Origin of the sequence: Streptomyces sp. NPDC058880, assembly GCF_042742535.1 — a bacterium.
In the GTDB taxonomy this organism is placed as follows: Bacteria; Actinomycetota; Actinomycetes; order Streptomycetales; family Streptomycetaceae; genus Streptomyces.
On the sequence record NZ_JBHYMC010000081.1, the window covers coordinates 1 to 26,558 of the forward strand.

At 72.5% G+C, this 26,558-nt stretch carries 22 protein-coding genes; 5 read left to right on the plus strand and 17 right to left on the minus strand.

Going from position 1 to position 26,558, the window contains the following annotated elements:
- Positions 1 to 44: 44 nt before the first annotated feature.
- The gene (gene ppc / locus ACFW2G_RS30030; RefSeq protein WP_052031121.1) at positions 45 to 2,813 is read right to left on the minus strand and encodes a phosphoenolpyruvate carboxylase; all 2,769 of its coding nucleotides are present in this window, start codon (positions 2,811 to 2,813) and stop codon (positions 45 to 47) included.
- Between the two features lie 375 nt (positions 2,814 to 3,188).
- Here ppc and ACFW2G_RS30035 point away from each other — a divergent pair, with 375 nt between their 5' ends.
- On the plus strand, positions 3,189 to 4,169 hold the full coding sequence (locus ACFW2G_RS30035; protein ID WP_384456590.1) for an acyl-CoA desaturase: 981 nt from the start codon (positions 3,189 to 3,191) through the stop codon (positions 4,167 to 4,169).
- Positions 4,169 to 4,837 (plus strand): TetR/AcrR family transcriptional regulator, encoded by a 669-nt coding sequence (locus tag ACFW2G_RS30040; protein ID WP_236647765.1) that lies wholly within the window; start codon positions 4,169 to 4,171, stop codon positions 4,835 to 4,837. The genes ACFW2G_RS30035 and ACFW2G_RS30040 overlap by 1 nt, the downstream gene beginning before the upstream one ends.
- A 124-nt stretch (positions 4,838 to 4,961) precedes the next feature.
- Here the strand turns inward: ACFW2G_RS30040 and ACFW2G_RS30045 are convergent, their stop codons facing one another.
- Together ACFW2G_RS30045 and ACFW2G_RS30050 are read right to left on the minus strand one after the other, a co-directional pair.
- Positions 4,962 to 5,351: a VOC family protein gene (locus ACFW2G_RS30045; RefSeq protein WP_384450147.1), complete on the minus strand. Its 390-nt coding sequence runs from the start codon at positions 5,349 to 5,351 to the stop codon at positions 4,962 to 4,964.
- 2 nt (positions 5,352 to 5,353) lie between these two features.
- Positions 5,354 to 6,211, minus strand: coding sequence for a trans-aconitate 2-methyltransferase (locus tag ACFW2G_RS30050; RefSeq protein WP_384450144.1), 858 nt, complete (start codon positions 6,209 to 6,211; stop codon positions 5,354 to 5,356).
- Between the two features lie 161 nt (positions 6,212 to 6,372).
- Between ACFW2G_RS30050 and ACFW2G_RS30055 the strand changes: the two genes are divergently transcribed.
- Positions 6,373 to 6,870, plus strand: a complete 498-nt coding sequence (locus ACFW2G_RS30055; protein ID WP_037925187.1) for a MarR family winged helix-turn-helix transcriptional regulator — start codon at positions 6,373 to 6,375, stop codon at positions 6,868 to 6,870.
- Here the strand turns inward: ACFW2G_RS30055 and ACFW2G_RS30060 are convergent.
- The 13 genes from ACFW2G_RS30060 to rsmI form a co-directional block, all read right to left on the minus strand.
- Entirely contained in the window at positions 6,829 to 7,596 is a 768-nt protein-coding gene (locus ACFW2G_RS30060) for a response regulator transcription factor (RefSeq protein ID WP_037925185.1), read from the minus strand. The two genes, ACFW2G_RS30055 and ACFW2G_RS30060, sit on opposite strands and share 42 nt — an antisense overlap.
- Before the next feature lie 573 nt (positions 7,597 to 8,169).
- Complete coding sequence (gene galE, locus ACFW2G_RS30065; protein ID WP_037925183.1) at positions 8,170 to 9,129, minus strand: UDP-glucose 4-epimerase GalE; 960 nt, start codon at positions 9,127 to 9,129, stop codon at positions 8,170 to 8,172.
- A gap of 112 nt (positions 9,130 to 9,241) precedes the next feature.
- Complete coding sequence (locus tag ACFW2G_RS30070) at positions 9,242 to 9,934, minus strand: LuxR C-terminal-related transcriptional regulator (RefSeq protein ID WP_037925180.1); 693 nt, start codon at positions 9,932 to 9,934, stop codon at positions 9,242 to 9,244.
- Between the two features lie 123 nt (positions 9,935 to 10,057).
- Positions 10,058 to 11,740 carry a PQQ-binding-like beta-propeller repeat protein gene (locus ACFW2G_RS30075; protein WP_384450139.1) on the minus strand — a complete coding sequence of 561 codons (1,683 nt, stop codon included), beginning with the start codon at positions 11,738 to 11,740 and terminating at the stop codon, positions 10,058 to 10,060.
- A 43-nt stretch (positions 11,741 to 11,783) separates the two neighbouring features.
- Complete coding sequence (locus tag ACFW2G_RS30080; RefSeq protein ID WP_384582871.1) at positions 11,784 to 13,451, minus strand: PQQ-binding-like beta-propeller repeat protein; 1,668 nt, start codon at positions 13,449 to 13,451, stop codon at positions 11,784 to 11,786.
- 153 nt (positions 13,452 to 13,604) lie between these two features.
- Positions 13,605 to 15,410: an ABC-F family ATP-binding cassette domain-containing protein gene (locus ACFW2G_RS30085; RefSeq protein ID WP_384450133.1), complete on the minus strand. Its 1,806-nt coding sequence runs from the start codon at positions 15,408 to 15,410 to the stop codon at positions 13,605 to 13,607.
- A gap of 28 nt (positions 15,411 to 15,438) precedes the next feature.
- Complete coding sequence (locus ACFW2G_RS30090; RefSeq protein ID WP_384450130.1) at positions 15,439 to 16,770, minus strand: acyltransferase family protein; 1,332 nt, start codon at positions 16,768 to 16,770, stop codon at positions 15,439 to 15,441.
- Positions 16,771 to 16,877: 107 nt separating this feature from the next.
- Positions 16,878 to 17,804, minus strand: coding sequence for a 4-(cytidine 5'-diphospho)-2-C-methyl-D-erythritol kinase (locus ACFW2G_RS30095; protein ID WP_052031119.1), 927 nt, complete (start codon positions 17,802 to 17,804; stop codon positions 16,878 to 16,880).
- On the minus strand, positions 17,801 to 18,712 hold the full coding sequence (gene rsmA, locus ACFW2G_RS30100) for a 16S rRNA (adenine(1518)-N(6)/adenine(1519)-N(6))-dimethyltransferase RsmA (protein WP_037925167.1): 912 nt from the start codon (positions 18,710 to 18,712) through the stop codon (positions 17,801 to 17,803). Before rsmA ends, ACFW2G_RS30095 begins: the two co-directional genes overlap by 4 nt.
- Positions 18,713 to 18,747: 35 nt before the next feature.
- Positions 18,748 to 20,331 (minus strand): ubiquitin-like domain-containing protein, encoded by a 1,584-nt coding sequence (locus ACFW2G_RS30105; RefSeq protein WP_384582868.1) that lies wholly within the window; start codon positions 20,329 to 20,331, stop codon positions 18,748 to 18,750.
- A 117-nt stretch (positions 20,332 to 20,448) separates the two neighbouring features.
- Positions 20,449 to 21,330, minus strand: a complete 882-nt coding sequence (locus ACFW2G_RS30110) for a TatD family hydrolase (protein ID WP_037925164.1) — start codon at positions 21,328 to 21,330, stop codon at positions 20,449 to 20,451.
- A 9-nt stretch (positions 21,331 to 21,339) separates the two neighbouring features.
- Complete coding sequence (locus tag ACFW2G_RS30115; RefSeq protein ID WP_037925161.1) at positions 21,340 to 21,834, minus strand: hypothetical protein; 495 nt, start codon at positions 21,832 to 21,834, stop codon at positions 21,340 to 21,342.
- Between the two features lie 160 nt (positions 21,835 to 21,994).
- The gene (rsmI, locus tag ACFW2G_RS30120) at positions 21,995 to 22,891 is read right to left on the minus strand and encodes a 16S rRNA (cytidine(1402)-2'-O)-methyltransferase (protein ID WP_052031118.1); all 897 of its coding nucleotides are present in this window, start codon (positions 22,889 to 22,891) and stop codon (positions 21,995 to 21,997) included.
- 77 nt (positions 22,892 to 22,968) lie between these two features.
- Between rsmI and ACFW2G_RS30125 the strand changes: the two genes are divergently transcribed.
- Both ACFW2G_RS30125 and ACFW2G_RS30130 read left to right on the plus strand, forming a co-directional pair.
- The gene (locus ACFW2G_RS30125) at positions 22,969 to 24,738 is read left to right on the plus strand and encodes a dolichyl-phosphate-mannose--protein mannosyltransferase (RefSeq protein ID WP_384582865.1); all 1,770 of its coding nucleotides are present in this window, start codon (positions 22,969 to 22,971) and stop codon (positions 24,736 to 24,738) included.
- Between the two features lie 289 nt (positions 24,739 to 25,027).
- Positions 25,028 to 25,798 (plus strand): hypothetical protein, encoded by a 771-nt coding sequence (locus ACFW2G_RS30130; RefSeq protein WP_384450118.1) that lies wholly within the window; start codon positions 25,028 to 25,030, stop codon positions 25,796 to 25,798.
- Between the two features lie 65 nt (positions 25,799 to 25,863).
- Here ACFW2G_RS30130 and ACFW2G_RS30135 read toward each other — a convergent pair whose 3' ends face one another.
- Positions 25,864 to 26,244: a TIGR03086 family metal-binding protein gene (locus ACFW2G_RS30135; RefSeq protein ID WP_384450115.1), complete on the minus strand. Its 381-nt coding sequence runs from the start codon at positions 26,242 to 26,244 to the stop codon at positions 25,864 to 25,866.
- Positions 26,245 to 26,558: the final 314 nt, after the last annotated feature.

A 26,558-nucleotide genomic window follows, 5' to 3' on the forward strand; every position in this document is an offset into this window, starting at 1 on the left:
GGTGGGCTCGGGGGACCCCCTTTCGGGTACGTACGGCGACCGGGTCAGCCGGTGTTGCGCAGGCCTGCGGCGACGCCGTTGACGGTGAGGAGCAGGGCCCGGGAGAGGAGCGGGTCGGCTTCCTCGCCGCGGGCGGCGGCGGCGCGCTGGCGGGCCAGGAGGGAGACCTGGAGGTAGGAGATGGGGTCGAGGTAGGCGTCGCGTACGGCGAAGGTCTGCTGGAGCACGGGGTGGGAGTCGAGGAGCTGCTCGCCTCCGGTGATGCGCAGGACCTCGCGGACGGTGAGCTCGTGCTCGGCCTCGATGCGGGTGAAGACGTGCCTCAGGTGGTCGGGGACGAGGGTGTCGACGTAGTGGCGGGCGATCCGCAGGTCGGTCTTGGCCAGTGTCATCTCGACGTTGGACAGGAAGTTGCGGAAGAAGTGCCAGCGTTCGCCCATCTCGGTGAGGGCGTCCTCGTGGCCGGCCTCCCGCAGGGCCTTGAGGCCGGAGCCGACGCCGTACCAGCCGGGGACGATCTGGCGGGACTGGGTCCAGCCGAAGACCCACGGGATGGCGCGCAGGCCGTCGAGGCCGGCTCCGGAGTCGGGGCGGCGGGAGGGCCGGGAGCCGAGGTGGAGGTCGGCGAGCTGGTCGACGGGGGTGGCGGCGAAGAAGTAGGCGGGCAGGTCGGGGTCTTCGACGAGTGCGCGGTAGGCGGCGTGGGCGGCGTCGGAGACGGTGTCCATCGCCGCGTCCCAGCGGGCGAGGGCTTCGTCGGACTGGCGGGGCGCGGTGTGCAGGGCGGAGGCCTGCAGGGTGGCGGCGACGGTCAGTTCGAGGTTCTCGCGGGCGAGGGAGGGCACGAGGTACTTGTCGGAGATGACCTCGCCCTGTTCGGTGACCTTGATCTCGCCTTCGAGGGTGCCCCAGGGCTGGGCGAGGATCGCGTCGTGGGAGGGGCCGCCACCGCGGCCGACGGTGCCGCCGCGGCCGTGGAAGAGGCGCAGCCGGACGCCGTAGCGGTGGGCGACGTCGCGCAGCCGGCGCTGGGCGCGGTGGATCTCCCACTGGCTGGTGGTGATGCCGCCGAACTTGGAGGAGTCGGAGTAGCCGAGCATGACCTCCTGGACGTCGCCGCGGAGGGAGACCAGGCGCCGGTAGGAGGGGTCGGCGAGCATGTCGTCGAGGATGACGTCGGCCGCGCGGAGCTCGTCGGTGGTCTCCAGGAGCGGGACGATGCCGATCCTGGCCCAGCCGGCGTGGAGGTCGAGGAGGCCGGCTTCGCGGGCGAGGACGGCGGCGGCGAAGACGTCGTCGGCGCCCTGGCACATCGAGATGATGTAGGACTCGATGACCTCGGGGCCGAACTTCTCGAAGGCGTCCTTGACGGCGGCGAAGACGCCGAGGGTCTTGGCGCCGGCGGCGTCGAGGGGTGCCGGGGTGGGGGCCAGCGGGCGGCGGGAGCGGAGTTCCTTGGCGAGGAGCTTCTGGCGGTAGTCGCGCGGCATGTCGGCGTAGCGCCAGGACTCCTCGCCGAGCCGGTCGAAGAGCTGGCCGAGGGCGTGGTGGTGGGCGTCGGCGTGTTCGCGTACGTCCATGGTGGCGAGCTGCAGGCCGAAGGCGGCGAGGGTGCGGATGGTGCGGTCCATGTGGCCGTCCGCGAAGAGGCCGCCGCGGTGCTCGCGCAGGGAGGTCTGGATGAGGGTGAGGTCGGTGAGGAGCTCGGAGGTGCCGAGGTAGTCGCGGCCTTCCTCGTGCGGGATGCCCTTGGCGAGGCGCTCGCGGGTGTTGAGGAGCTTCTGGCGGATGCAGGTGGCCTTGAGCCGGTAGGGCTCTTCGGCGTTGAGCCGCTTGTAGCGGGGGCTGATCTCGGGGAGGCGTTCGAGGTCGGCCTGGAGGGAGGCGAGGAGTTCCTCGGTGGCTCCGGTGTAGCGGATGGAGTTGGACAGCAGGCCGCGCAGGAAGTCGACGAGTTCGAGGGCGTCGGTGATGCCGTGTTCGTGCTGGAGGATCAGCACGTCGCGGGTGACGTCGGGGGTGACGTTGGGGTTGCCGTCGCGGTCGCCGCCGATCCAGGTGCCGAAGGTGAGGGGGCGGGTGCCGGCGGGCAGTTCGATGCCGACGCGGCGCAGTTCGGCGGCGAGGTCCTCCAGGACGTCGCCGACGGCGCCGGCGTGGAGTTCGTCGAGGTAGTAGATGGCGTTGCGGGCCTCGTCGGCGGGCTCGGGGCGGACGACGCGGAGCTCGTCGGTCTGCCAGACGAGGTCGATGTTCTCGGCGAGGCGCAGGTCGTGGCGGCGGCGGTCGCCGGCGCCGGTGACGGGTTCCTCCAGGAGGGCCGCGATGCGGCGCAGCTTGTTGAGGACGCTGCGGCGGGCCGCCTCGGTGGGGTGCGCGGTGAAGACGGGACGGACGTTGAGGTTCTTGACCGTTTCGCGCAGGTGCTCGGGGTCGGCGTCCTTGAGCATGTCGGCGGTGCGGGCGAGGAGGCCGCCCTCGGTGGCGCGGTGGGCGCGCAGTTCCTTGCCGCGGTGGACCTGCTCGGTGATGTTGGCGAGGTGGAAGTAGGTGGAGAAGGCGCGGACGAGCTTGGCGGCGGTCTCCAGGTCGGTGTCGCCGAGGAGGGCTGCGGCGGCTTCACCGTCGGTGCGGGTGAGGGCTCGGACGCGTTCGACGAGGTCGAGCAGGTCCTGGCCTTCCTGGCGTACGAGGGTCTCCCCGAGGAGGTCGCCGAGGCGGCGGATGTCCGCGCGCAGTTCCGCGTTGGCGGTGGCGGCCGGGGTGACGGGGGCCTGCTGGGTGGCCAGGGGGGCCTTGTCAGCACTGCTCACAGGTGCGGCTCCTTGCAGTGTTCGAGCGCTACTGGGCGGTGGGCTCCCGGCCGTGCGCGGCGTGGCCCCTTCCGGACTCCGTCCGGGGGACCGCCGCCCTTGAGGTGTGGCTCGGGCTGCCCGTGCGGACCGCGCTGTCCGACGGGGAACAGGATAGGTGTCCGATGCGTGTGCCTGGGCAAACGTCTCACTGGCCGAGTCGCCGGGGGTTCGGCGGCCGGTGGGGGGCGCGGCTGCGCTCCGGTTGTCCTGGTCGCGCTCCTCTTGTCCGGGGCCCGGGCTTTGCCATACTTACGATGCCGTAGGTTACGGGCCCGTAGGGTCTGCGTGACCGGCGTGCCTGCCGACTTCCCTCACCCCCCAGGGGACACACCCATGACCACAAGTCCCGATCTGATCGAGGGTGCCTCCGCGCCCTCGCAGACTCCTGTGCCGTCCGCGACGCTGGGCGGCGAGAACAAGCGGTCGATCGAGCAGGTCGCCCTGCTGCTGTTCATCACCGTTCCCTTCGTGGCGCTGCTGGCGGCGGTGCCGCTGGCCTGGGGCTGGGGGGTGAGCTGGCTGGACCTGGGCCTGATGGTGTTCATGTACTTCCTGGCCTGCCACGGGATCACCATCGGGTTCCACCGCTATTTCACGCACGGTTCCTTCAAGGCGAAGCGGCCGCTGAGGATCGTGCTCGCGGTGATGGGGTCGATGGCGGTGGAGGGTCCGCTGGTGCGGTGGGTCGCGGACCACCGCAAGCACCACAAGTTCTCGGACCACGAAGGTGACCCGCATTCGCCCTGGCGGTTCGGTGAGACGGTGCCGGCGCTGATGAAGGGCCTGTGGTGGGCTCACATCGGGTGGCTGTTCGACGAGGAGCAGACGGATCAGCAGAAGTACGCCCCTGATCTGATCAAGGATCCGGCGATCCGGCGCATCTCGCGGGACTTCATCTGGTGGACGATCTTCTCCCTGGCGCTTCCGCCGCTGGTGGGAGGGCTGGTGACGATGTCGTGGTGGGGGGCGTTCACGGCGTTCTTCTGGGGTTCTCTGGTGCGGGTGGCGCTGTTGCACCATGTGACGTGGTCGATCAATTCGATCTGTCACGCCGTGGGCAAGCGGCCGTTCAGGTCGCGGGACCGGTCCGGCAACGTGTGGTGGCTGGCGGTGCTGTCGTGCGGTGAGTCGTGGCACAACCTGCACCACGCGGATCCGACGTCGGCGCGCCACGGTGTGCTGCGGGGGCAGGTGGATTCGAGTGCGCGACTGATCCGCTGGTTCGAGCAGCTGGGGTGGGCCACGGACGTCCGGTGGCCGTCGGCGTCCCGGATCGATGCCCGGCGCAGGGAAAACCGGCCGAACGCGGCATGATGGGGAACGTGGCGATCGACGGTGGTTCCAGCAGCGACAAGCCCAGGCGTGGCCGCCGGGTCCGGATGACGGGCGCGGAGCGGCGCCAGCAATTGCTGGACATCGGCCGGACCCTGTTCGCGGAGAAGGGCTTCGAGGGCACGTCGGTGGAGGAGATCGCGGCGAAGGCCGGGGTGTCCAAGCCGGTGGTGTACGAGCACTTCGGCGGCAAGGAGGGGCTGTACGCGGTCGTCGTGGACCGGGAGATGCGCCAGCTGCTGGACGGGGTGACGGGGGCCCTGACGGCCGGGCATCCGCGGGAGCTGCTGGAGCAGGCGGCGTTCGCGCTGCTGGACTACATCGAGTCGTACACGGACGGTTTCCGGATTCTGGTGCGCGACTCCCCGGTCGCGCAGTCGACGGGTACGTTCGCGTCGCTGATCAGCGACATCGCCACGCAGGTGGAGGACATCTTGGGGCTGGAGTTCAAGGCCCGGGGCTTCGATCCGAAGCTGGCTCCGCTGTACGCGCAGGCGCTGGTCGGGATGGTGGCGCTGACGGGGCAGTGGTGGCTGGATGTGCGCCGGCCGAAGAAGGCCGAGGTGGCGGCGCATCTGGTGAACCTGGCGTGGCACGGGCTGGACGGGCTGGAGTCGAAGCCGCAGCTGGTGGGCCGCCGCAAGAGCTAGGGATTTCCCTGCGGACCGGGGCCGCGACCGGGACCGGATCCGGTGAGGCCCGCCCCTGCGGGTACGACGGCGCCTCGTCACCGGTGATCCGGTGACGAGGCGCCGTCGTGTCGTGCGGTGGTGCCTACCGGTCGGGCGTGCCGTCCGTGCCCGTGTCGAAGGGTTCCAGGAACTCCAGCCGGTTACCGACGGGGTCCTCGGAGTAGAAGCGGTGGTGGCCCGGGAGGTTCTCGTCCCAGACGACCTTGGCGCCCCGCTCCTCCAGTCTGCGCGCGTACTCCGCGATGCCGGTGACCCTCAGTCCGGGGTGCGCCTTGCGGGCGGGCCGGAAGTCCTGCTCGACGCCGAGGTGCAGCTGTACGGGGCCGGCGGCGAACCAGCAACCTCCGCGGGCGGCGAGGACGGGCGGTTTGGGGATCTCGGTCATGCCCAGGACATCGGCGTAGTAGGCGCGGAGCCGGTCCTCCGAGTCCGGCGGCGCGGCGAGTTGGACGTGGTCGACTGCGGTGAGCATGGTCAGGCCTCCTTGCGGGCTACGGCGAAGATCCTTCGGAACGGGAAGACGGTTCCGCGCGGCCCGCTCGGGTAGGCCGTGCGGAGCCGGTCACGGTATTCGGTGAGGAAGGCGTCGACGGCTTTCCGGTCGTCGCCGAGAGCGGTGAGGACGGGTCGCAGGGCGGTGCCCTTGACCCAGTCGAGCACCGGGTCGGGTCCGTGCAGGAGCTGGTGGTAGGTGGTCTCCCAGACGTCGGCGGTGCAGCCGAGCTCGGTGAACCGGGCGAGGTATTCGGCGGGTTCGAGGAGGTGGATGTAGCGGGCGCCGTGGCCGGCGAGGCGGGACCGCCAGCGCGGGGTGTCGCAGAGCTCCGCGAGCAGGGCATGGCTGGGGGCGGTGAAGTTGCCGGGGATCTGGAAGGCGAGGGTGCCGCCGGGGCGCAGGCCGTTGATCCAGGCGCCGAACGAGCCGGGGTGACCGGGAACCCACTGGAGGGCGGCGTTGGAGACGATCAGGTCGTAGGGCTCCTCGGGGAGCCAGCCGGCGATGTCGCCGTGGCGGAAGTCGAGGCTGCCGCCGCCGGCGGTGGGGCCGGCGTACTGCTCGGTGGCACGCTGGAGCATTTCCGGAGAGAGGTCGAACCCCGTGATGGAGGCCTCGGACCAACGGGTGGCGAGCAGAGCGGTGACGTTTCCGGGGCCGCAGCCGAGGTCGGCGATGCGGGCGGGGCTGGTGGGGAGCTCGGGTATGCGGGTGAGCAGGTCGAGGAAGGGCCGTGTGCGGTGGCCCGCGTGCCGGAGGTACTGCTGGGGGTCCCAGGTGGGCGCGGGATGCGCGGTGGACGTGGGGGTCCCTGCACGCACGGTATCGGAATACATGTTCGAGCCTCCCTGCTGGCGGGGCGATCGGAAGCGGAATCCGTTCCGGCCCCCTCCATGCCCCATGCTCAGTTCATTTATATCTCGATATCAAGATGCTCGCAATCGAGATACTTGGGATGAAGAGACTTCACATCGACAGACCCCTTACACTGATCGGCATGGAGGACGAGGTCGACCGACTGGTGGCGGCATGGCGGCGGGAGCGCCCTGACCTCGACGTGGAACCGCTCGAGGTACTGAGCCGCGTCAGCAGGCTCGCGCGCCATCTCGACCGCGCCCGCAGGCTGGCCTTCGCCGAGCATGGCCTGGAACCCTGGGAGTTCGACGTCCTGACGTCGCTGCGCCGCGCCGGCGCCCCCTACCAGCTCTCCCCCGGCCAGCTGCTGACCCAGACCCTGGTCACCTCCGGCACCATGACCAACCGCATCGACCGGCTCGCCAAGAAGGGCCTCGTCGAACGGCTCCCGGACCCCAGCGACCGCCGCGGGGTCCTGGTCCGGCTCACGCCCGAGGGGCGGGACCGCGCCGACCAGGCCCTCGCCGGGCTGCTGGCCCAGGAACGGGCGATCCTGGCCCAGCTCTCGCAGAGTCAGCGCGGCGATCTCGCCGGACTGCTACGCCAGTTGACCGCTCCGTTCGACAACATCCCCGGCTAGGTCGGCGGGCCGTACGCCGGCCCGCCGGGCCAGCGCCACCGCGGCCAGCGTGGAGTGCACACCGAGCTTGCCCAGGACGTTCTGCATGTGGGTGCGGACCGTGTGCGGGGACAGGAACAGCCGCGCCGCCACGTCCTTGCGGCCCAGCCCCGCCACCATGCAGCGCAGCACCTCGTGCTCGCGCGGGGTGAGGGACTCCACGAGCCGTTCGCTGTCCGTGCGGTGCTTGCGCGCCGCGGTCAGCTCCCGCAGCACTCCGGTGAGCAGCGCGGGCGGGAGGTGGGTCTCCTCCCGCAGGACCCCGCGGACGACGGCCAGCAGGCGCGAGAGGGAGCAGTCCTTGGCCACCCACCCCGAGGCTCCGGCCTGGAGGGCGAGAGCGGCCCGACGTGGGTCGTCACGCTCGGCGAGGACCACGGTGCGGACCCCGGGGTGGGCCACCCGCACCCCGGCCACCAGCGCGATCCCGTCCGAGCCGGGCTGCGGCGGCCCGGCCCCCGGCTCCCGCTGGGCAGGCACGGCCCCGGCGACCGCGCCGAGGTCGGCGTCGACCAGCAGGACGTCAAAACGGCGGCCCTCGGCCACCGCGCGTTCGAGGCAGCGCAGCGCGGCGGGACCGCTGCCGGCCGCGGACACGTCCACGTCCGGTTCGGCGGCGAGCGCGGCTGCGAGCGATTCGGCGAAGATGCGGTGATCGTCGACGACGAGAACCCGGATACGAACCACAAAACCCCCAAGGGTAGGGGAACGGACGACGGCGGGTACGGCGCCAGGACCGGGTGATCCGCAGCCCGGCCGCCGCCGAGACATATCTGCACTACCCCGGACCGGACGACGTACCCGACGTGTCTCGACCCCTGAATCAACACCGGCCCCCACCGGTGTCACGCATCAGCGTAGGGCCGGGGGCGGCTCGCAGTTGGCCGAATAGCAGAAGTTTTCCCCGCAGATTTCGGGGGTGCGGCTTCCGCGGGGGCTCAGCCGTGGCTTGAAATCGCCTGAACCGGCGGCTGTGGGACGCCCGGCGCACGGGCGCGTGCCACTGGCAGGTGCACGGGGGGCATTTCACCCGGCGCGTGCACGCCGGGCGCCCGCGCGCTGCGCACGGCCGCAGCGCACGGCTCGGCCCCACACGCCCCCAGCGGGCGCGTGCCGGACCCGGGCGCCCCTGCCGGGCGCCCGGGTCCGGCGCGACCGCCGCACGGACGGGTCGGCCGACGCGACGCGCCGGGGCCGGCGGCCGGCTCCTTCCGCGCGGAGCAGGAAGAGGAGACCCGGGGCGGAAGGAGACCCGGCCGGTCAGGCGGTGTGCGTGCGCGCGAAGTTCCACGCGTCGCGGATGATGCCGGTCAGGTCCGAGCGGCTCGGGGTCCAGCCGAGGCGCTCGTGTGCCGTGCGGGCGGATGCCACCAACATCGCCGGGTCGCCGGCCCGGCGCGGGGCGACGACCTCGGGGATCTCCCGCCCGGTGACCTTGCGGACGGTCTCGATGACCTCGCGGACCGAGAAGCCGCTGCCGTTGCCCAGGTTGCAGATCAGGTGCTCTCCGGGGGTGGCGGCGCGCAGGGCGGCCAGATGGGCCTCCGCCAGGTCGGCGACGTGGATGTAGTCGCGCACGCAGGTGCCGTCCGGGGTCGGGTAGTCCTCGCCGAACACCGAGATCGACTCGCGCTCGCCGAGCGCGACCTGGAGGACCAGCGGGATCAGGTGCGTCTCGGGGCTGTGCCGCTCACCGAACGCGCCGTAGGCGCCGGCCACGTTGAAGTAGCGCAGGGACACCGCGGCCAGGCCGTGCGCGACGCACTCCCCCGCGATCATGTGGTCGACGGCGAGCTTGGAGGCGCCGTAGGGGTTGGTCGGCGCGGTCACCGAGGCCTCGGTCAGCAGTCCCTCGGCCGGCTCGCCGTAGGTGGCGGCGGTGGAGGAGAAGACGAGCCTGCGCACGCCGGCCTCGCGCATCGCGGCCAGCAGGGCGAGGGTCCCGCCGACGTTGTTCTCCCAGTACTTGCCCGGGTTCACGACGGACTCGCCGACCTGCGAGGAGGCGGCGAAGTGCAGCACGGCGTCGTAGGAGGGGTCGATGTGGCGGGCGGCGTCCTGGATCCGGCCCTCGATGAACGCGGCGCCGTCGGGGACGCCGACGCGGAAGCCGGTGCTGAGGTCGTCGAGGACGGTCACCTCGTGGCCGGCCTCCAGGAGGTGGGCCGCGACCACGCTGCCGACGTATCCGGCGCCACCGGTTACCAGGTACTTGCTCACTCGCCTACTGCCTCTCGCGGGGGACCACGCGCGCGTGGGTGCGCGCTTGGGCACTGGCTTACCCGATGCGGCGCCCGCGGGGGAAATCGGCGGCTCCCGGCCGCCGTCCCGGTCAGCCCTGCGGTGGGGCGGACGACGGCCCGGGCAGGGCCCGGTCGAGCAGGCCGGTACGGGCGGCCAGTGCGGCCGCCTCCAGCCGCGATCCGACCCCCAGCTTCATCAGCACCCGCTGGACGTGCGTACGGGCGGTGCTCGGCGCGATCTCCATGCCGGCGGCGATCAGCCGGGTGTCCTCTCCCTCGGCGACCCGCACCAGGACCTCCACCTCGCGCGGAGTCAGCAGCCGGAGCAGCCTGCTGCCTTCGTCGTCGGGCTGGGCCGCGGGGTTCAGGAGTTCCGCGAAGGCGCCCTGGAGCAGTTGCGGGGCGATCGCCGACTCGCCCGCCCGCGCCTTGGCCAGCGCCCGCTCCACACCCTCGATGCGCTCGTCCTGGCGTACGTAGCCGCAGGCGCCGGCGGCGAAGGCGGCGGCGATCCCGCGCGGGCTGGGCACCGGGCCGAGGACGACCACGGCGATCTGCGGGCGCTCCCGCCTGATGCGCACCACGGGCTCGAAGGCCCCGGGCTCGGCGGGTGCGGCCGTACCGAGGAGGCAGACCTCGGGGGCGCGGCTGATGACCAGCTCGGCGGCGCCGGCCGCCGGGGCCGCGGCCGCCAGCACCCGGTGGCCGCGCAGCTTCAGGGCAGAGGCCAGCGCCTCGGCCAGCAGCCGGTGGTCGTCGACCACCACGACCCGTACGCCCATCGAGGAATCCACCCCCACCCTTCTGACCCGGCAAGCTACACGCTTGTTCGACGGTGCGAGGGGGATACCGCGCAGAAGCCCCCGATCGGTACGGACCGGGGGCTTCGGGCGGTGCTGTGCGGGTCAGCTCGCGGTGAAGGACACGAACAGGTATTCCGGGTCGGTCGAGTACGGCTTGCTGACGTTCTGCTTCGACATGAAGAGCTTGCCGTTGCGGTAGCGCAGCTCGGAGGAGAACTCGGGCGAGAAGGAGGTCTCGGCGCGCCGGACGTCCCTGTCGGCCGGGTTCTCCATCAGGAGGGTCTCCTTCATCGTCGTGCCGTCGATGCTGACGATCTGGCCGCCCTTGTCGTACGGGGGGACCTTGTAGGCGATGATGTTCGGCCCGTCCATGCGCAGCGGAAACATGGTGTACCGCTCGCCCGCGTCGGCCCGGTCGGTGGTCTGCTTTCCGGTCTCCAGGTCGAAGGAGAGCAGTTCGTTGGTGCGGCCGGTGGGCGACTGGCCCTGGTGCTCTGCGGCGGGCACGTAGATCTTGCCGTTGCCGACGACCATGTTGGAGCACTTCTCGACGTCGGTGGAGCCGCACTTGGCGGCGAAGGTGCCGGCGGCGAGCGGGATGCGCGCCTTCAGCTCACCCTTGGGGTCGACGACGAACAGGTCGCTGACGCCCTTGCCGCCCTTGGCGTTGTCGCCGACGTCGGCCGCCACGACGAACGGCTGGGTGGAGACGATGTGCGCGTACTCGATGCCCGGCGAGAGCTTGTAGGAGCCGGTGGGCGCGCCCGTGGCGGGGTCGAGGAGCTGGGCGTGCAGCGTGTAGTTGGGGTGCCGGCCGCACTTGCGGATGGCGGCGAGGGCCTCGCCTCCGGCGTATCCGGTGTCACGGCAGCTGTCGCCGTCGACCTTCGGCTGCCACAGGTTCTTGCCGTCGGCGAGGTTCCAGGCGGCGCCGCCGCCGGAGACGCCGGCCGCGGCGACGGTCTTGCCGCTGAGGGTGATCTCGGAGAACTGGACGGGCTTGTCGCCGCCGTTGGCGCTCTTGATGTTGCCGGACCAGGCCAGCTTGCCGGCCTCCAGGTCGATGACGCCGACCTCGGTGCACGGCGGGTACTTGTTCTCGGCGGTGGACGGGGTGGGCCTGAAGAGGACCGCCGTCTTGTTCTCGCTGACGTGGTGGGTGGCGCCGCAGATCTCGCCCGTGAGCGGGACCTCCCACTTCTTGCCGCCGTCGACGAGGTTGTAGCCGACGACCTTCGACACGTCGGACTTGACGTAGGTGGTGTCGGTCAGCCACGAGCCGTTGACGGACACCAGGTCGGTCACCGTGGGCGCCGGGTGGTTGTAGAGGGTCTTCGACTTGGGGTTGGCGGGGACCTTCTCGCTGCCGGCCGCGGCGGGCTGGTTCTTGTCGCCGCCCTGGGAGGCGCCCGGGTCGCCCTGCGCGGTGGTCCCGCCGCCGTCGCCCGAGGCGTACCAGAGGCCGCCGCCGACGATCAGGACGATGGCCAGGAGGGCCGCGCCTACGATCATCAGCTGGGTGCGCTTGTCGCCCCCGCCGGCCGGGGGCGCGGGGGGTGCGGGCGCGGCGTACGGCGCGGGCGCGGCGGGCTGCTGCGGATAGCCGTAGCCGGGGTCGGCCTGCGGGTAGCCGTACGCGGGCTGCCCGGCCTGCGGATGCGGGGCGGCGGGCGGCGAGGGCGGTCCGGCGGGCGGCATCGGCGCTCCGAACCCGCCGGGCGGGGGATCCTGCGGCGCTCCGAAGCCGCCGGACGGCGGCTGGCTGGGGGGCGGCGGGGTGCTCATCGGTTGCTGTTGCCTCTCGGTGGACGGCGCGTTGGGCGGGTGTTCACTTGCCGAAGACCATCAGGAGCTTCTCGTCCTTGTCCTGGGCGACCAGTCGGGTCGTGGAGATGAAGAAGCGCCCGTCGGAGTAGTCGACGTCCGGGGAGTAGAAGGAGCTCTCGATCGGGGCGGAGGGGCCCGAGGGGTGGCGCAGGAGCGCGGTCGGGGTGCTGCCGTCGGCGGGGATCGCGACGACCTCGCCGCCCTGGCGGGTTTCGGCCCTGCGGTAGGCGATCAGCTGTCCGTTCGCCGCCTTGAGCGGCTCCAGGGTGCGGCCCTCGCCCGCCGGGACGCGCCACTTGGCCTTGCCGGTGTTCAGGTCGAAGGCAACGATCTCGTTGGCCTTGCCGGGGGCGGTCCTGGTGGGCAGGTAGAGGGTGCCCGCGTCGACGACGGCGGTGGCACAGCCCTGCAGGGAGTCGTCGCGGCTCACGCCGCACTCGGTCGAGAAGCTGCCCTCGCCGGAGAGCGTGGTGCGCTGCTTGCCATCGGGGCCGAGGACCACGACGGAGCTCTCCTTGGTGGTGGCGTTCGTGAGGTGGAGGACGATCGGGTCGACCCCGTAGACGCGGGCCACCTTCCAGCCCTTGGGGAGCCGGTAGGTCCACGTCTTCTTGCCGGTGACCGGGTCGGCGTCCTGGACCTCGACGATGCTGTCCTTGTCGTAGCAGGTAGCGACGCCGATCAACTTGCCGTTTCCGGCGGCGTAGGCGCCCGGCACGCAGCCCTCGGCGGGGCTGCCGAAGAGCTTCTCACCGGTGCTGATCCGGAAGGCAGTGGCCCGGGTGAGCCGGTTGACGGTGACGGTGTCCCCGGTCATGGCCAGGCTGGGGTCGAGGAACATGTCGAAGGCGCTCTCCTTGGACACCTCCTTCGACCAGCCCTCCTTGCCCGCCTTGAGGTCGACCATGCGCATCTGGTTGCAGTCGGCGGTCTCCGACGGACCGTTCTCGTACAGCACGACGGTCTTGCCGTCGTCGGTGGTCTTCCGGGTCACGCCGCAGATGTCGGCAGGGAAGGTGATCGTCCACTTCTCCTTGCCATCGGCGACCGAGTAGCCCTTGATCGTCTTGCCGACGGTCTTGGCCACGGTGTCGCCCACGACCCACTGGCCGTGGGTGCCCACTCCGGCCCCTGGACCGTCGATCTTGGTGGTCTTGAGCCAGAGGACCTTGTCCTCGCCCTGCTTGCGGCCGGCGTTGAGGTCGGTCTGCTGGTTGCCGCCGGGGCCGCTGCCGTCGCCGACGTCCACGGACGGGGAGCCGGAGGGCTTCGCGTCGCCGGACTCCTGGGCGACGGGCTGCCCGGGGTCTTCGTCCCCGGTGCCGAAGGCGAGGTAGCCGACGCCGCCGAGGACGAGCGCGGCCGCGACGGAGGCCGCGATGAGCAGGGGCAGCTTCTTCCTCGGCGGCTGGCCGGGCGCGCCGGGCGGGGGCGACTGCAGGCCGTGGGCCGGGTAGGCCGGGACGGTGGGCGGCTGCGGCGCGTAGCCGGGCTGCGGCGCGTAGCCGGGCTGCGGCGCGTAGCCGGGCTGCGGCGGGTGTGCGGGCGCTTGCGCGTAGGGGTTCTCGCCCGGCGGCGGGAAGCCGTGGCCCTGCTGCGGCGGGCCGGGCAGGTGTCCGTAACCGGAAGGTGTCGGCGGCTGGTTCGGCGGCTGGGGCGGCTCGGTCATCAGCGCACTTTCGGCTTCGGAGGGGGCGGGAGTTTGACCTTTCTATCACTGACGCCGCGCATACAACGGACCGGTCCGCCCCCTGTTCCCAAGGGAGGACCGGCCCGTGACGCCGCCGTTATCGGGGCAGTTCGCCCCGGAGACCCGCGGAATCTACGCCTCCTCGGCGAGCTCCAGCCAGCGCATCTCCAATGCGTCGCGGTCGGAGAGAAGTTCGCGCAACTCCGCGTCGAGTTTGGCCACCTTGTCGTAGTCGGTGGAGTGTTCGGCGATCTGGGCGTGCAGGTTCCCCTCGCGGTCGGCCAGCTTGTTGAGCTGCCGCTCGATCTTCTGCAGTTCCTTCTTCGCCGCGCGCGAGTCGCCCGACGAGGTGGACTTGGCCGCTGCGGCGGCGGCCGGCGCGGGCGCCGGGGCGGCCGCCTCGACCATCCTCTGACGGCGTTCCAGGTACTCGTCCAGTCCCCGCGGCAGCATGCGCAGGCTCGCGTCGCCGAGCAGCGCCATCACGGTGTCGGTGGTGCGCTCGATGAAGAACCGGTCGTGGGAGATCACGATCATCGAGCCGGGCCAGCCGTCGAGGAGGTCCTCCAGCTGGGTCAGGGTCTCGATGTCGAGGTCGTTGGTGGGCTCGTCGAGGAAGAGGACATTGGGCTCGTCCATCAGCAGGCGCAGGATCTGCAGGCGGCGGCGCTCGCCGCCGGAGAGGTCGCCGACCGGCGTCCACTGCTTCTCCTTGGTGAAGCCGAACTGCTCGCACAGCTGGCCCGCCGTCATCTCGCGGCCCTTGCCGAGGTCGACGCGGTCGCGGACGCGCTGGACGGCCTCCAGGACCCGCAGGGACGGGTCGAGTTCGCCGACCTCCTGGGAGAGGTAGGCCAGCTTGACGGTCTTGCCGACGATGACCCGGCCCGCGGCGGGCTGGGCCTCGCCCTGGGTGCGGGCGGCCTCGGCGAGGGCGCGCAGCAGGGAGGTCTTGCCGGCGCCGTTGACACCGACGAGACCGACGCGGTCGCCGGGGCCCAGGTGCCAGGTGAGGTGCTTGAGGAGGGTCTTGGGGCCGGCCTGGACGGTGACGTCCTCAAGGTCGAAGACGGTCTTTCCGAGGCGGGCGTTGGCGAAGCGCATCAGCTCGGACTTGTCGCGCGGCGGCGGGACGTCGGCGATGAGCTCGTTGGCGGCCTCGATGCGGTAGCGCGGCTTGGAGGTGCGGGCGGGGGCGCCGCGACGCAGCCAGGCAAGCTCCTTGCGCATCAGGTTCTGCCGCTTGGCCTCTTCGGTGGCGGCGATGCGCTCGCGCTCGGCGCGGGCGAAGACGTAGTCGCTGTAGCCGCCTTCGTACTCGAAGACCTCGCCGCGCTGGACGTCCCACATGCGGGTGCAGACCTGGTCGAGGAACCAGCGGTCGTGGGTGACGCAGACGAGCGCGGAGCGGCGCGCCTGGAGGTGGCCGGCCAGCCAGGCGATGCCCTCGACGTCGAGGTGGTTGGTGGGCTCGTCGAGGATCAGCAGGTCCTGGTCGGCGATGAGGAGCCTGGCCAGGGCGATGCGGCGGCGCTCGCCGCCGGAGAGCGGGCCGATGACGGTGTCGAGGCCCTGGTTGAAGCCGGGCAGGTCGAGGCCGCCGAAGAGTCCGGTGAGGACGTCGCGGATCTTGGCGTTACCGGCCCACTCGTGGTCGGCCATGTCGCCGATGATCTCGTGGCGGACGGTCGCCGCGGGGTCGAGGGAGTCGTGCTGGGTGAGGACGCCCATGCGCAGGCCGCCGGACTGGGTGACGCGCCCGCTGTCGGGCTCCTCCAGTTTGGCGAGCATCCGGATGAGGGTGGTCTTGCCGTCGCCGTTGCGGCCGACGACGCCGATCCGGTCTCCCTCGGACACGCCGAGGGAGATACCGTCCAGCAGAGTACGTGTGCCGTACACCTTGCTGACTGCCTCGACATTGACCAGATTGACGGCCATCAGACGCGCTCCAGGGAAGGGGTGTGGATCAGCCCCTCAGCCTAACCCTCCGGGCCGGGGCTGACCGTTCCACCAGCCAGGCGCCGCCCAGTGCCATGGCGATCGCGGCGGGCGCGGTGACCGGGAGGGCGACGAGCGTGGCGCTGTGGCCGTCGAGGAGGCCCCCCAGCCCGGTCATGGACAGGCCCAGGACGCCGAGCAGGCACAGGGTGATCCCGAAGGCGGCAACGGGGCCCGCGGCGGCTCCTGCGAGAGCGGCCGGGCCGGCCGGTGCGGGGGCCTCGAAGCGGCGCAGCAGGGCGACCAACACACCGGTCAGCGCGGCCGCCGCCAAGATCCGTACGGGGACCTGCGCCCACCAGGCGGCGGTGGCGGGTTCCGGCAGGTCCATGCCGAGGGCGAGCTGGGCCCCGTACACGGCGAGCATCGCGGTGAGGTGCCAGAGGAAGGCGGTCATGGCGACGCCGTTCGCGGCGACGACCGCACGCCACACGCGGGGCCGCGCCAGCCGGGCGGCGGCGGGCCGGGCGGCGAGCTGCACGGCCCCGACGAGCCACAGTCCGTGGCACAGCAGGGCCATGGTGGGCGGTGCCATGTTGGAGACCTTCTCTCCGGGCATCCCGACCATGGACAGCGGGTACGGGCCGAAGGCCACCAGCAGCGCGGCCCCGGCGAGGCCGGCGGCGGCGAGGGCGGCGGGGCGGCGGATGCGTCCGTCGGCCCGCAGGAAGCCGAGCTGGTGGACGGCGAGCCAGACCAGGGCGAAGTTCAGGAACTCCACGTACGGGACGCCGAATGCGAAGCGCAGGACGTCGACGAGCGCGGCGGCGCCGGCGAGGGCGGCGAAGGCCGCCCAGCCGTGGCGCTCGTGCAGCCTGAGCAGTGGCGGGGTGAGGGCGACCATGGCCAGGTAGATCCCGATGAACCACAGCGGCTGGGTGACCAGCCGCAGGGCGGCACCGGTCAGCGTGCCGTCGCCGCGGCCGGCGAGCTGCACGGCGAGCGCGACGGCGGCCCACACCAGGACGAAGACGAGGGTGGGCCGCAGCAGCCGGCGCAGCCGAGCCCGCAGGAAGGCGGCGTAGACGGGCCCTTCGGTGCGGCGGGCCAGGGAGCGGTAGGACAGGGCGTGCGAGAAGCCGCCGACGAAGAAGAAGACGGGCATGACCTGCAGCCCCCAGGTGAGCACCTGGAGGGCCGGCACGAGGGCGAGCAGGTTCCCTATGCCGTCGCCGCCGACGGCGGCCATCAGCCAGTGCCCGGTGATGACGGTGCCGAGCGAGGCGACGCGCAGCAGGTCGACGTACCGGTCGCGGTCGGCTGGGGTGGCGGCGGCCATGGTTCGCGCACTGACTGTCATGACCCCACGGTGGCCCCGGCCGGGCGTCTCCCGACAGGGTGCGGATACTCAACTCCGGCCTGAGTAGGCCGGAGCCGGGTCGCGCAGCCGGGTCGCGCAGCCGGGGGTCAGGACGGCAGGACCGTGGCTCCCGGAGCGGGGGACCAGGCCGTGTGGGTGGCGCGGCAGGTGCCCGAGGCGACCAGGGCTGCCGCGACCTTGGCGGCGGCTTCCCCGTCGGCGACGAGGAAGGCCGTGGTGGGGCCCGAGCCGGAGACCAGGGCGGCGAGGGCGCCGGCGCCGAGGCCCGCGTCCAGCGTCGCCCGCAGGGACGGCCGCAGCGAGAGGGCGGCCGGCTGGAGGTCGTTGGCCAGGGTGGCGGCCAGGGCGTCCGGGTCTCCGGAGGCGAGGGCGGCGAGAAGGTCCGGCGAGGCCCCGGGCTCCGGGACCGCGACATCGGCGGTGAGGCGGTCGAACTCGCGGAAGACGGCCGGGGTGGACAGGCCGCCGTCGGCCACCGCGAACACCCAGTGGAAGGAGCCGGCCGTCACCGGGGTGAGCACCTCGCCGCGGCCGGTGCCGAGCGCGGCGCCGCCGACCAGGCTGAACGGGACGTCGCTGCCGAGCTCCGCGCAGATGTCGAGGAGCTCCCCGCGCGGGGTGTCCAGGCCCCACAGGGCATCGCAGGCCAGCAGGGCGGCAGCGCCGTCGGCGCTGCCGCCGGCCATGCCGCCCGCGACGGGGATGCTCTTGGCGATGTGCAGGTGGACCCGCGGTTCGAGGCCGGCCCGGGCGGCGAGGATCTCGGCCGCCCGCGCCGCGAGGTTGGTGCGGTCCAGCGGGACCTTGTCGGCGTCCGGGCCCTCGCAGGTCACCGTGAGCGCCTCGGCCGGGGTCGCCGTCACCTCGTCGAAGAGGGACACGGCGAGGAAGACGTTGGCCAGGTCGTGGTAGCCGTCGGGGCGGGCCGCGCCCACGGCCAGCTGGACGTTGACCTTCGCGGGGACCCGCACGGTGACGGGCGTCGTACGGGTGCTCTCGGGGCGCGTGCTCACAGTGCGGGCCTCTCCGGGGCGGGCTTGTGCTCGGCGATCGCGGCGAACTCCTCCACCGTCAGGGACTCGCCGCGGGCCTGCGGGGAGACGCCCGCGGCGACCAGCGCGGCCTCCGCGCCCGCCGCCGATCCGGCCCAGCCGGCCAGCGCGGCGCGCAGGGTCTTGCGGCGCTGCGCGAACGCCGCGTCGACGACCGCGAAGACCTCTTCCTTCGTGGCGCTCGTCCTGACCGGCTCGGTGCGGCGCACGAGGGAGACCAGGCCGGAGTCGACGTTGGGCGCGGGCCAGAAGACCTTGCGGCCGATGGCTCCGGCGCGCTTGACGTGCGCGTACCAGCCGGCCTTGACGGAGGGCACGCCGTAGACCTTGCTGCCGGGCTCGGCGGCCAGCCGGTCGGCGACCTCGGCCTGGACCATGACGAGGGTCCGCTCGATGCTCGGGAAGCGGTCGAGCATGGTCAGCAGGACGGGTACGGCCACGTTGTAGGGCAGGTTCGCGACCAGTGCGGTCGGTGCCGGGCCGGGCAGTTCGGTGACCAGCATCGCGTCGGAGTGGACCAGCGCGAAGCGGTCCTTCTTCGCGGGCATGCGGGCCTCGATGGTTGCGGGCAGGGCGGCCGCCAGGATGTCGTCGATCTCGACGGCGACGACCCGGTCGGCGGCCTCCAGCAGCGCGAGCGTCAGCGAGCCCAGCCCGGGGCCGACCTCGACGACCACGTCGTCCGGGCGGACCTCGGCGGTGCGCACGATCCGGCGCACCGTGTTGGCGTCGATGACGAAGTTCTGCCCCTTCTGCTTCGTCGGGCGTACGCCGAGGGCGGCGGCCAGTTCCCGGACGTCGGCGGGGCCCAGAAGGGCGTCGGGGGCGCTGGGCGCGGGGTTATCGGGCTGCTGCTCTGCGGTGCTCACCGGTAAAGCGTCTCAGATCGGCCGAGTGGTCCCGACTACGACGTGAGCCTGCGGCCGCAGTGGGGCCACGGGCTCGCCCCCCGCTGCACGTAGAGCTTCTTCGCCCGGTAGGTCTGTTCCGCGGCCGGGGCGTCCTGCGGGCGGCCGCTGCCGCCCAGACCCTGCCAGGTGCGCACGTCGAACTGGTACAGGCCGCCGTACGTCCCCGAGGCGTCGGTGGCGGAGGGCCGGCCGCCGGACTCGCACTGGGCGAGGGCCGCCCAGTTGAGGCCGTCCGCGCCGGCGACGGAGCGGGGCAGGGGCCGGGTGCCGATCCTGACGTACTGGGTGACGGGCTCGCGCACGACCTCGTCGGCGATGGCTCGGGGCTTCTGCCGGACCCCGTTGACGGTGCGCAGGCTGTAGGTGACCCTGCGCACCCCGGGCCGGCCGGCCCGCTCGACGATCTCGGTCCCGGCGAAGAGCTCGGCGTCATCGACCCGCTCGGTCCCGAAGGGAATGCGCTCCTCGCGGACCTCTCGGGTGCCGGTGATGCGGAGCACGGTGACGGTCTGGCCGTCGCGCGGGAAGGCAGTGGGCGGCACGGAGGTGGTGTCCTGGTCCCGGAGGGTGATGCCCGCCTGGTCGAGGGCCTCCTGGACGGTGGCGGCGTTGGTGCGGACGGTGCGTTCGCGGCCGTCGGCCATGAAGGTGACGCTCCGCTCGGTACGGACGCTGAGGGTCAGGCCGGAGCGCGGTACGGGGGCGGTGCGCGGGGCCGAGAGGTGGGCGCCCTCGGCACGGATGCCGAACTGGCGCAGGGCGCCTTCGACGGTGCGGGCGGTGGTCCACACCTGGCGCTGCTGTCCGTCGAGGGTCAGGCGCAGGGGGCGGCCGTAGCGGACGACGATCTCCTCGCCGTCGTCGAGGGGTTCGCCCGGGGCGGGGGCCACGAGGTCGTGGGGGCCGACGTCGAGCCCTTCCGCGGCGAGCAGTTCCTCCACGTCCCCGGCGAAGGTGTGCAGGTGCCTCGGGACTCCGTCGACGGTGAGGCGTACCGACTTGTCCGCGGCGACGAACGCGGTCGTGCCACCGGCCAGGAAGGCGACGACCAGGGCCTGGGGCACGATCCGCCGCCAGTCGGCACCGGATGCGGGGGGACTGGGGAGTACCGGTCCGGTGGCGCGGCGGCGGCCGTGTCCCGTCCCGGCGTGCGGAGGGGCGGGGAGAGCCGGTGCGGCGGGGCCGCGGCGGCGGCCGGTGCCGGCCGGGGGCTCGTCGAGGGAGGTGCGGCCGCGGGCCCGTCGGCCGGGGGCGAGCGCCCCGACGTCGGCGATGGCGGGGGTGGGCGTGGGGGCGCGGCGGCGGCCCGTTCCTGGGGCGGGTGCCGGCACGGGCCCTTCACCGTCCTGGTCCTCGGCGCGCGGGGCGGGGAGGGGGACGGCCGGTTCCGTCTCCCACGACGAGGGTCCGGCGTCGACCGGACCGGCGTCGACCGGACCGGGGTCGCCGGGAGCGGGACCGACCGGACCGGCTTCGGCGGCGGGCCAGACCGGCCAGGCCGGCCAGGCCGGGGATCCGCCCCCGTACCCGTCCGGGACGGGAGCGCCTCGGAGGTGGCTGCCCTGCGTATCGCTCACGACGCTCGCTCCCCTGGTGGTCCGGCACCCGCTGGTTGCGGCACGGCACCCTAGCCGAGGAGTCATTACGGAACAAAGTCGTATGACTACCCTACGTGCCCGTCCGGGGTGGGGCGGTCAGTAGTCGAAGGCGCGGGACGTGTTGGCCGCCAGGGCGGTGGCCATCGCGTCCTCGTCGATTCCGCGGACCGCGGCCATCGCGCGCACCGTCAGCGGAATGAGGTACGGCGCGTTGGGCCGTCCGCGGTAGGGCGCGGGGGTCAGGTAGGGCGCGTCCGTCTCGACGAGGACCAGTTCCAGCGGGGCCACGGCCAGCGCCTCGCGCAGCGGCGCGGCGTTCTTGAAGGTGACGGTTCCGGCGAAGGACAGGTAGTAGCCGGCGGCGGCGCACTCGCGGGCCATGTCGGCGTCTCCCGAGTAGCAGTGGAAGACGGTCCGCTCGGGGGCGCCCTCCTCGCGCAGGACGCGCAGCACGTCGGCGTGGGCGTCGCGGTCGTGGATGACGAGGGCCTTGCCCTGCCGCTTGGCGATCTCGATGTGGGCGCGGAAGGAACGCTCCTGCGCGGCCACGCCCTCGGGCCCGGTGCGGAAGAAGTCGAGGCCGGTCTCGCCGACAGCCTTGACGTGGCCGAGGGCGGCCAGGGCCTCGATCTCGGCGAGGGCGTCGTCCAGGGCGGCCTCGCCGCCGCCGGTCCGGGCGCCCTGGCGGGACCAGCCGTCCGGATCGCCGTGCACGATGCGCGGGGCCTCGTTGGGGTGCAGGGCCACGGCCGCGTGGACGTTGTCGTACGCGGCCGCGGTCTCGGCGGCCCACCGGGAGCCCTTCACGTCGCAGCCGACCTGGACCACGGTGGTCACGCCGACCGAGGCGGCCTTGGCGAGGCCCTCCTCGACGGTTCCCGCCTGCATGTCCAGGTGGGTGTGCGAGTCCGCCACCGCCACCCGGAGCGGTTCGGGCAGCGGCGGAGGTGCGTCCTTGGAGGTGGAGGAAGGGCTCATGGGCCGATCCTATGACCGGCGCAGGAACCCCTTCAGCCGGGAGAGCAGGCCCCCGCGCTTCTCGTCGTCGCCGACGGCGACGGGGCCGGGGGCGTCGTGGCGCTCGGCGGACCTGCGGGGCCCCGGAGTGCGCGGGACGTTCGCTCCCGCCGGCACCGGCCCGGCGATCCCGGGCGCTATGCGGTGGTGGTAGAGGCGGTCGATCGTCCCGAGCACCGAGGAGACCTGCCCCGCCCGCATGATCCGTACGACGTGCCCGCCGCAGTTCATGCAGCTGGGGTTGGACAGCGGGGAGGGCACCCGCTCGCCGTCGACCGTGTACATGATGAACGGTTCGCCGCGGCCGTCGACGTGGTGCTCGATCCGGTACTCCTGCTCCCAGCCGTACGCGCAGCGCATGCACGCGAAGGAATACGCCTCCTGCACGGTGTGCACGTCGGGGCTGGAGAAACGTGCGGGTGCCGAGGCCTGGACGGGTACCGGGGTGTCTGCGATCTCACTCATGCCAGCTCCTCTTGTTCCACTGGTGCCTTTGCCAGTGGACGCCTCTTCGGGCGGGAGCGCATCAGGTCCTGTCCAGTGTTGGACGGCCTTTGGGCGACTCATGCCCAAAGCGCCCGGCGCACGGTCTGAGCTTTGCCTTTCAGGTTAGCCCTTTACCGGTTCATGGCGCCTTTCGTGCCGCATTCTTTGCCGCCACCACCGCGTCGAAGACGTCGCGCTTGGGTACCCCGGCCTCGGCCGCGACGGCCGCGATGGCCTCCTTGCGGCGCTCCCCCGCCTCCTCGCGCACCCGCACCCTGCGTACGAGCTCCTCGTCGTCCACGTCGCCCGGCTCGGCGTCGGGGGCGCCCTCCACCACGACGGTGATCTCCCCGCGCACCCCTTCGGCGGCCCAGGCGGCGAGCTCGCCGAGGCCGCCGCGCCTGACCTCCTCGTAGGTCTTCGTGAGCTCGCGGCAGACCGCGGCCCGCCGCTCGGCGCCGAAGACCTCGGCCATCGCCACCAGGGTGTCGTCGAGCCGGTGCGGGGCCTCGAAGTAGACCAGTGTGCGGCGCTCGCCCGCGACCTCGCGCAGCCGGCCGAGGCGCTCGCCCGCCTTGCGCGGCAGGAAGCCCTCGAAGCAGAACCGGTCCACGGGCAGCCCGGACAGCGCGAGCGCGGTGAGCACGGCGGACGGCCCGGGGACCGCGGTGACCTTGATGTCCTTCTCCACGGCTGCCGCGACCAGCCGGTATCCGGGGTCGGAGACGGACGGCATGCCGGCGTCGGTCACCAGCAGCACGCGGGCGCCGCCGGAGAGGGCCTCGACCAGTTCGGGGGTGCGGGCCGACTCGTTGCCCTCGAAGTAGGACACGACGCGCCCCGTGGTGTGCACGCCGAGCCCCTGGGTCAGCCGGCGCAGCCGCCGGGTGTCCTCGGCGGCGACGATATCGGCCCGCTCCAACTCCGCGGCCAGCCGCGGCGGGGCGTCGGCGAGATCGCCGATGGGGGTGCCGGCGAGGACGAGGACGCCTGCCGGGGAAGTGGGCTCGGTACCGCGGGGCTGGTCAGTTGTCACCCGCCCATCCTCTCAGCCCCGCGGCTCGTCACCCACGCCACTGGGGCACACACAGATCTCTTCCCTACGATGTGCCGGTGACCAGTACCGCGACGCCACCGCCCAGCCCCGCGGGGGCACTGCCCTCCGCGACGGCGGGCGGCGAAGAAGAGCCGCCCACCTGGCTGCGCCGCCTGCGCGGCTTCGGCTACGCGCCGGCCGCCGCCGCGTCGCCCCGCGCGGACGTCCGCACCCGCCTGGTGCCCCCGTACACGAAGCCGTCCCGGCAGCTGTGGATGACCTTCGGGCTCCCACCGCAGGTGTGGGGAACCTGGCAGCGCATCATGGCCTGGGCCGGGCCGCTGCTGGTGGCGCTGGTCGCGGGCGTGCTGCGGTTCGTGCACCTGGGCAGCCCGAAGGCGGTGATATTCGACGAGACGTACTACGCCAAGGACGCCTGGGCCACGATCAGGCAGGGCTACGAGGCGAACTGGCCCAAGGACATCGACAAGTCGATCCTCGCCAACCCGGACGGGGTCGCCCTGCCGGCGGACCCGGGCTACGTCGTGCACCCGCCCGTCGGCAAGTGGGTGATCGGGCTCGGCGAGTGGATGTTCGGCCTCACGCCCTTCGGCTGGCGGTTCATGACCGCCGTGCTCGGCACCCTGTCGGTGCTGATGCTGTGCCGGATCGGGCGGCGCCTCTTCCGTTCGACCTTCCTCGGCTGCCTCGCGGGCGCACTGCTGGCGGTGGACGGCCTGCACCTGGTGATGAGCCGCACGGCACTGCTCGACCTGGTGCTGATGTTCTTCGTGCTCGCCGCCTTCGGGGCGCTGCTCATCGACCGCGACCGGGCCAGGACCCGGCTCGCGGACGCGCTGCCGGTGGACGAGGAGGGCCGGACCCGGCCCGACGCGCGGATCGCCGAGACGCTGCGGCTGGGCTGGCGCCCGTACCGGATCCTGGCCGGGGTCTGCCTGGGGCTGGCCGCCGGCACCAAGTGGAACGGCTTCATCGCCCTGGCCTTCTTCGGCGTCCTGACCGTCTTGTGGGACGCCGCCGCCCGCCGCACCGCGGGCGCTGGCGCCCCGTACGCGGCGATGCTGCGCCGTGACGCGCTGCCCGCCTTCGTCTCGACCGTGCCGGTCGCGATCGTCACGTACGTGGCCTCCTGGTCGGGCTGGATCTTCAGCCCGGACAACGGCAAGGGCGGCTACCTGCGCGACTGGGCGGCCAAGAACGACCAGGGCAGCTCGTTGTCGTTCCTGCCGGAATGGGTGCGCAGCCTCTGGCACTACGAGACCGAGGTCTACAGCTTCCACGTGGGCCTGACCTCGGGCCACACCTACGAGTCCAATCCGTGGAGCTGGCTGGTGCTGGGCCGGCCCGTCTCCTACTTCTACGAGTCCCCCGAACCGGGCACCGACGGCTGCCCGGCGACGGCGGCCGGCAAGTGCGCCCGCGAGGTCCTGGCCCTGGGCACGCCGCTGCTGTGGTGGGCGGGCTGCTTCGCGCTGCTGTACGTGCTGTGGCGGTGGTTCTTCCGCCGCGACTGGAGGGCGGGCGCGATCGCGTGCGCGCTGGGCGCGGGCCTGCTGCCCTGGTTCAACTACCAGGAGCGGACGATCTTCTACTTCTACGCGGTGGTCTTCGTCCCGTACCTGTGCCTGGCGGTGGCGATGATGATCGGCGCCCTGCTGGGACCGGCCGGCTCCTCGGAACGCCGCAGGGCCCTGGGCGCGATCGGCGCGGGCGTCCTGGTCCTGTTGATCGTGTGGAACTTCATCTACTTCTGGCCGATCTACACGGGCCAGACCTTGCCCATGGACTCCTGGCGGGGCCGCATGTGGCTGGACACCTGGGTCTAGCAGGGAGGGAACACCTCGAGGGCGCGGCCGACGGCTGCGCCCTCTCGCTGTCCGTCGGCCACCGAGGACCCCGCATTCCGGGACGTGCCGGTGCCCGACGCGACGCCGTGGCGACCCGGACGGCCCGCCCTGACCAAGCGGCTCGTCTTCGGCGGACTGAACACAGGCGACGCGCCCTTCGTACTGCTTTGCGAGCGCTCGAGATGATCAGTAGCGGTTCGGTCACATAAGCGCCACAGGTCCATGGTTCCTCAGCGGCCCACAGACACGGGTCGCTAGAACCACGAACGTGAGTACATCAACAACCGACAAGGTCAGCGCCGGCGCTCAGGTGGCAGCGGCCTTGATCGCCGCAGCCACCCTGCTGGCGAACGTCTACGGGGACATCCCCGCTTGGCTCGGAACGGCGGCCGCTCTGATCTTGGGCGGAGCAACCGTCTTCTTCACCTGGGTGCGGGTCGACCCGACGACGCACCCGACACGGGCACGCGTGTTGCTGGCCGTGGCCGTGGGCGCGCTGTTCGCCACCGTCGCCATCTTGGTGTGGCCGGGGGTTTGGCCCACGGAGGCGGGCAACGCCTCGGTGCGTTCCGCCGGCAGCGTCGAGGACCCGAAGGCGCCCGCCGGACACATCGCAGTGACGAGAATCGGAGGGGGAGCTGTCAGCCCCGGCGTCACGGTCGGGATCGACAGCTGCATCACGGTCTCGGGCACCGGCGAGATCCCGAGCGGACACGGCCTCTGGGTGACCAACACCTACGACGCCGATGGCGCACCGGGCCTAAACGGGCTCTCCAATCTCCAGCGAGCAGTGCAGGTCAAGGGGGAGGCGGCTTGGCAGACCGCCACCTTCGGGGTGGGGGAGGACGAACGCGACGACGGCAAACGCTTTTGGATCTACGTGTTCCTGCTCCCCGCCTCCGCCGACAGCGCGCTGACGAACCTCAATGCGGGGCCTGCACCCGGCCTCAAGGGGCCGGTGGAGGGCGCGACGGAGGTGGGCCGGTACCCGGTCGAGCGCAACGCGAACCTCACGTGCGCAGGGCAGAAGAAGACCTGAAGCACGACCGGACCGGACACCGGCGGCCCGACCGGCTTTGTTCACGGAGCCGGTGGCTCGGGGAGTCAGAGGGTGCGGCCGAAGTACGCGGCGACGCGGTCGAGCGCGGGGGCGTCTTCCGGGGCGTCCTCGGAGGGGCCGAACATGCCGGTCGCGCCGCGGATCTCATCGGGGTAGTTGCCGTACCAGGTCCGGAAGACCGCTGCTACGGCGTCCGGGTCGCCGGTGCGGTCCTGGTCGGTGGCGGTGGCGAGGTCCCAGCCGTGCAGGACCGCCTCCAGGAGGTGCAGGTCGGCCAGCCGCGGGCCCAGGCCGCCGCCGGGCAGCGGCATCTGCCGCCGGAACGCGCCCTCGGCCTGCCACGCGGCCAGGGCCTCCTTCGCACCCTCGGCGTAGACCTCGCCGGGCCGGCGGTCGCCGATGTGGTCCTGGACGAACAGGGACATGGTGATCGCGCCTTTCCTTCAGAGGTACGCCCGGGCCGGATACCCGAAGTCGAACAGCGCCCCCAGCCCCGGTCAGAGGCGCGGAGTGCGCCGGCAACCCCAGAGTGCACCCCCTTGCGGACAGCTTCTGTCCGCATCTGGGCGGGACGCGCGGTGAACCGCCCGGGTGCCCCCCTGCGCGACGGCAGCTCGCCGGACCGTCCGCATCGAGCACCCCGGACGGGACCGCCTCGCGCAGTGGTGGACACCTGCTGCCGGTTTTCGCGTGAGCGGAACCGCTTCGGGCAACGGCGGGCCCGGCACCGACAGGTGCC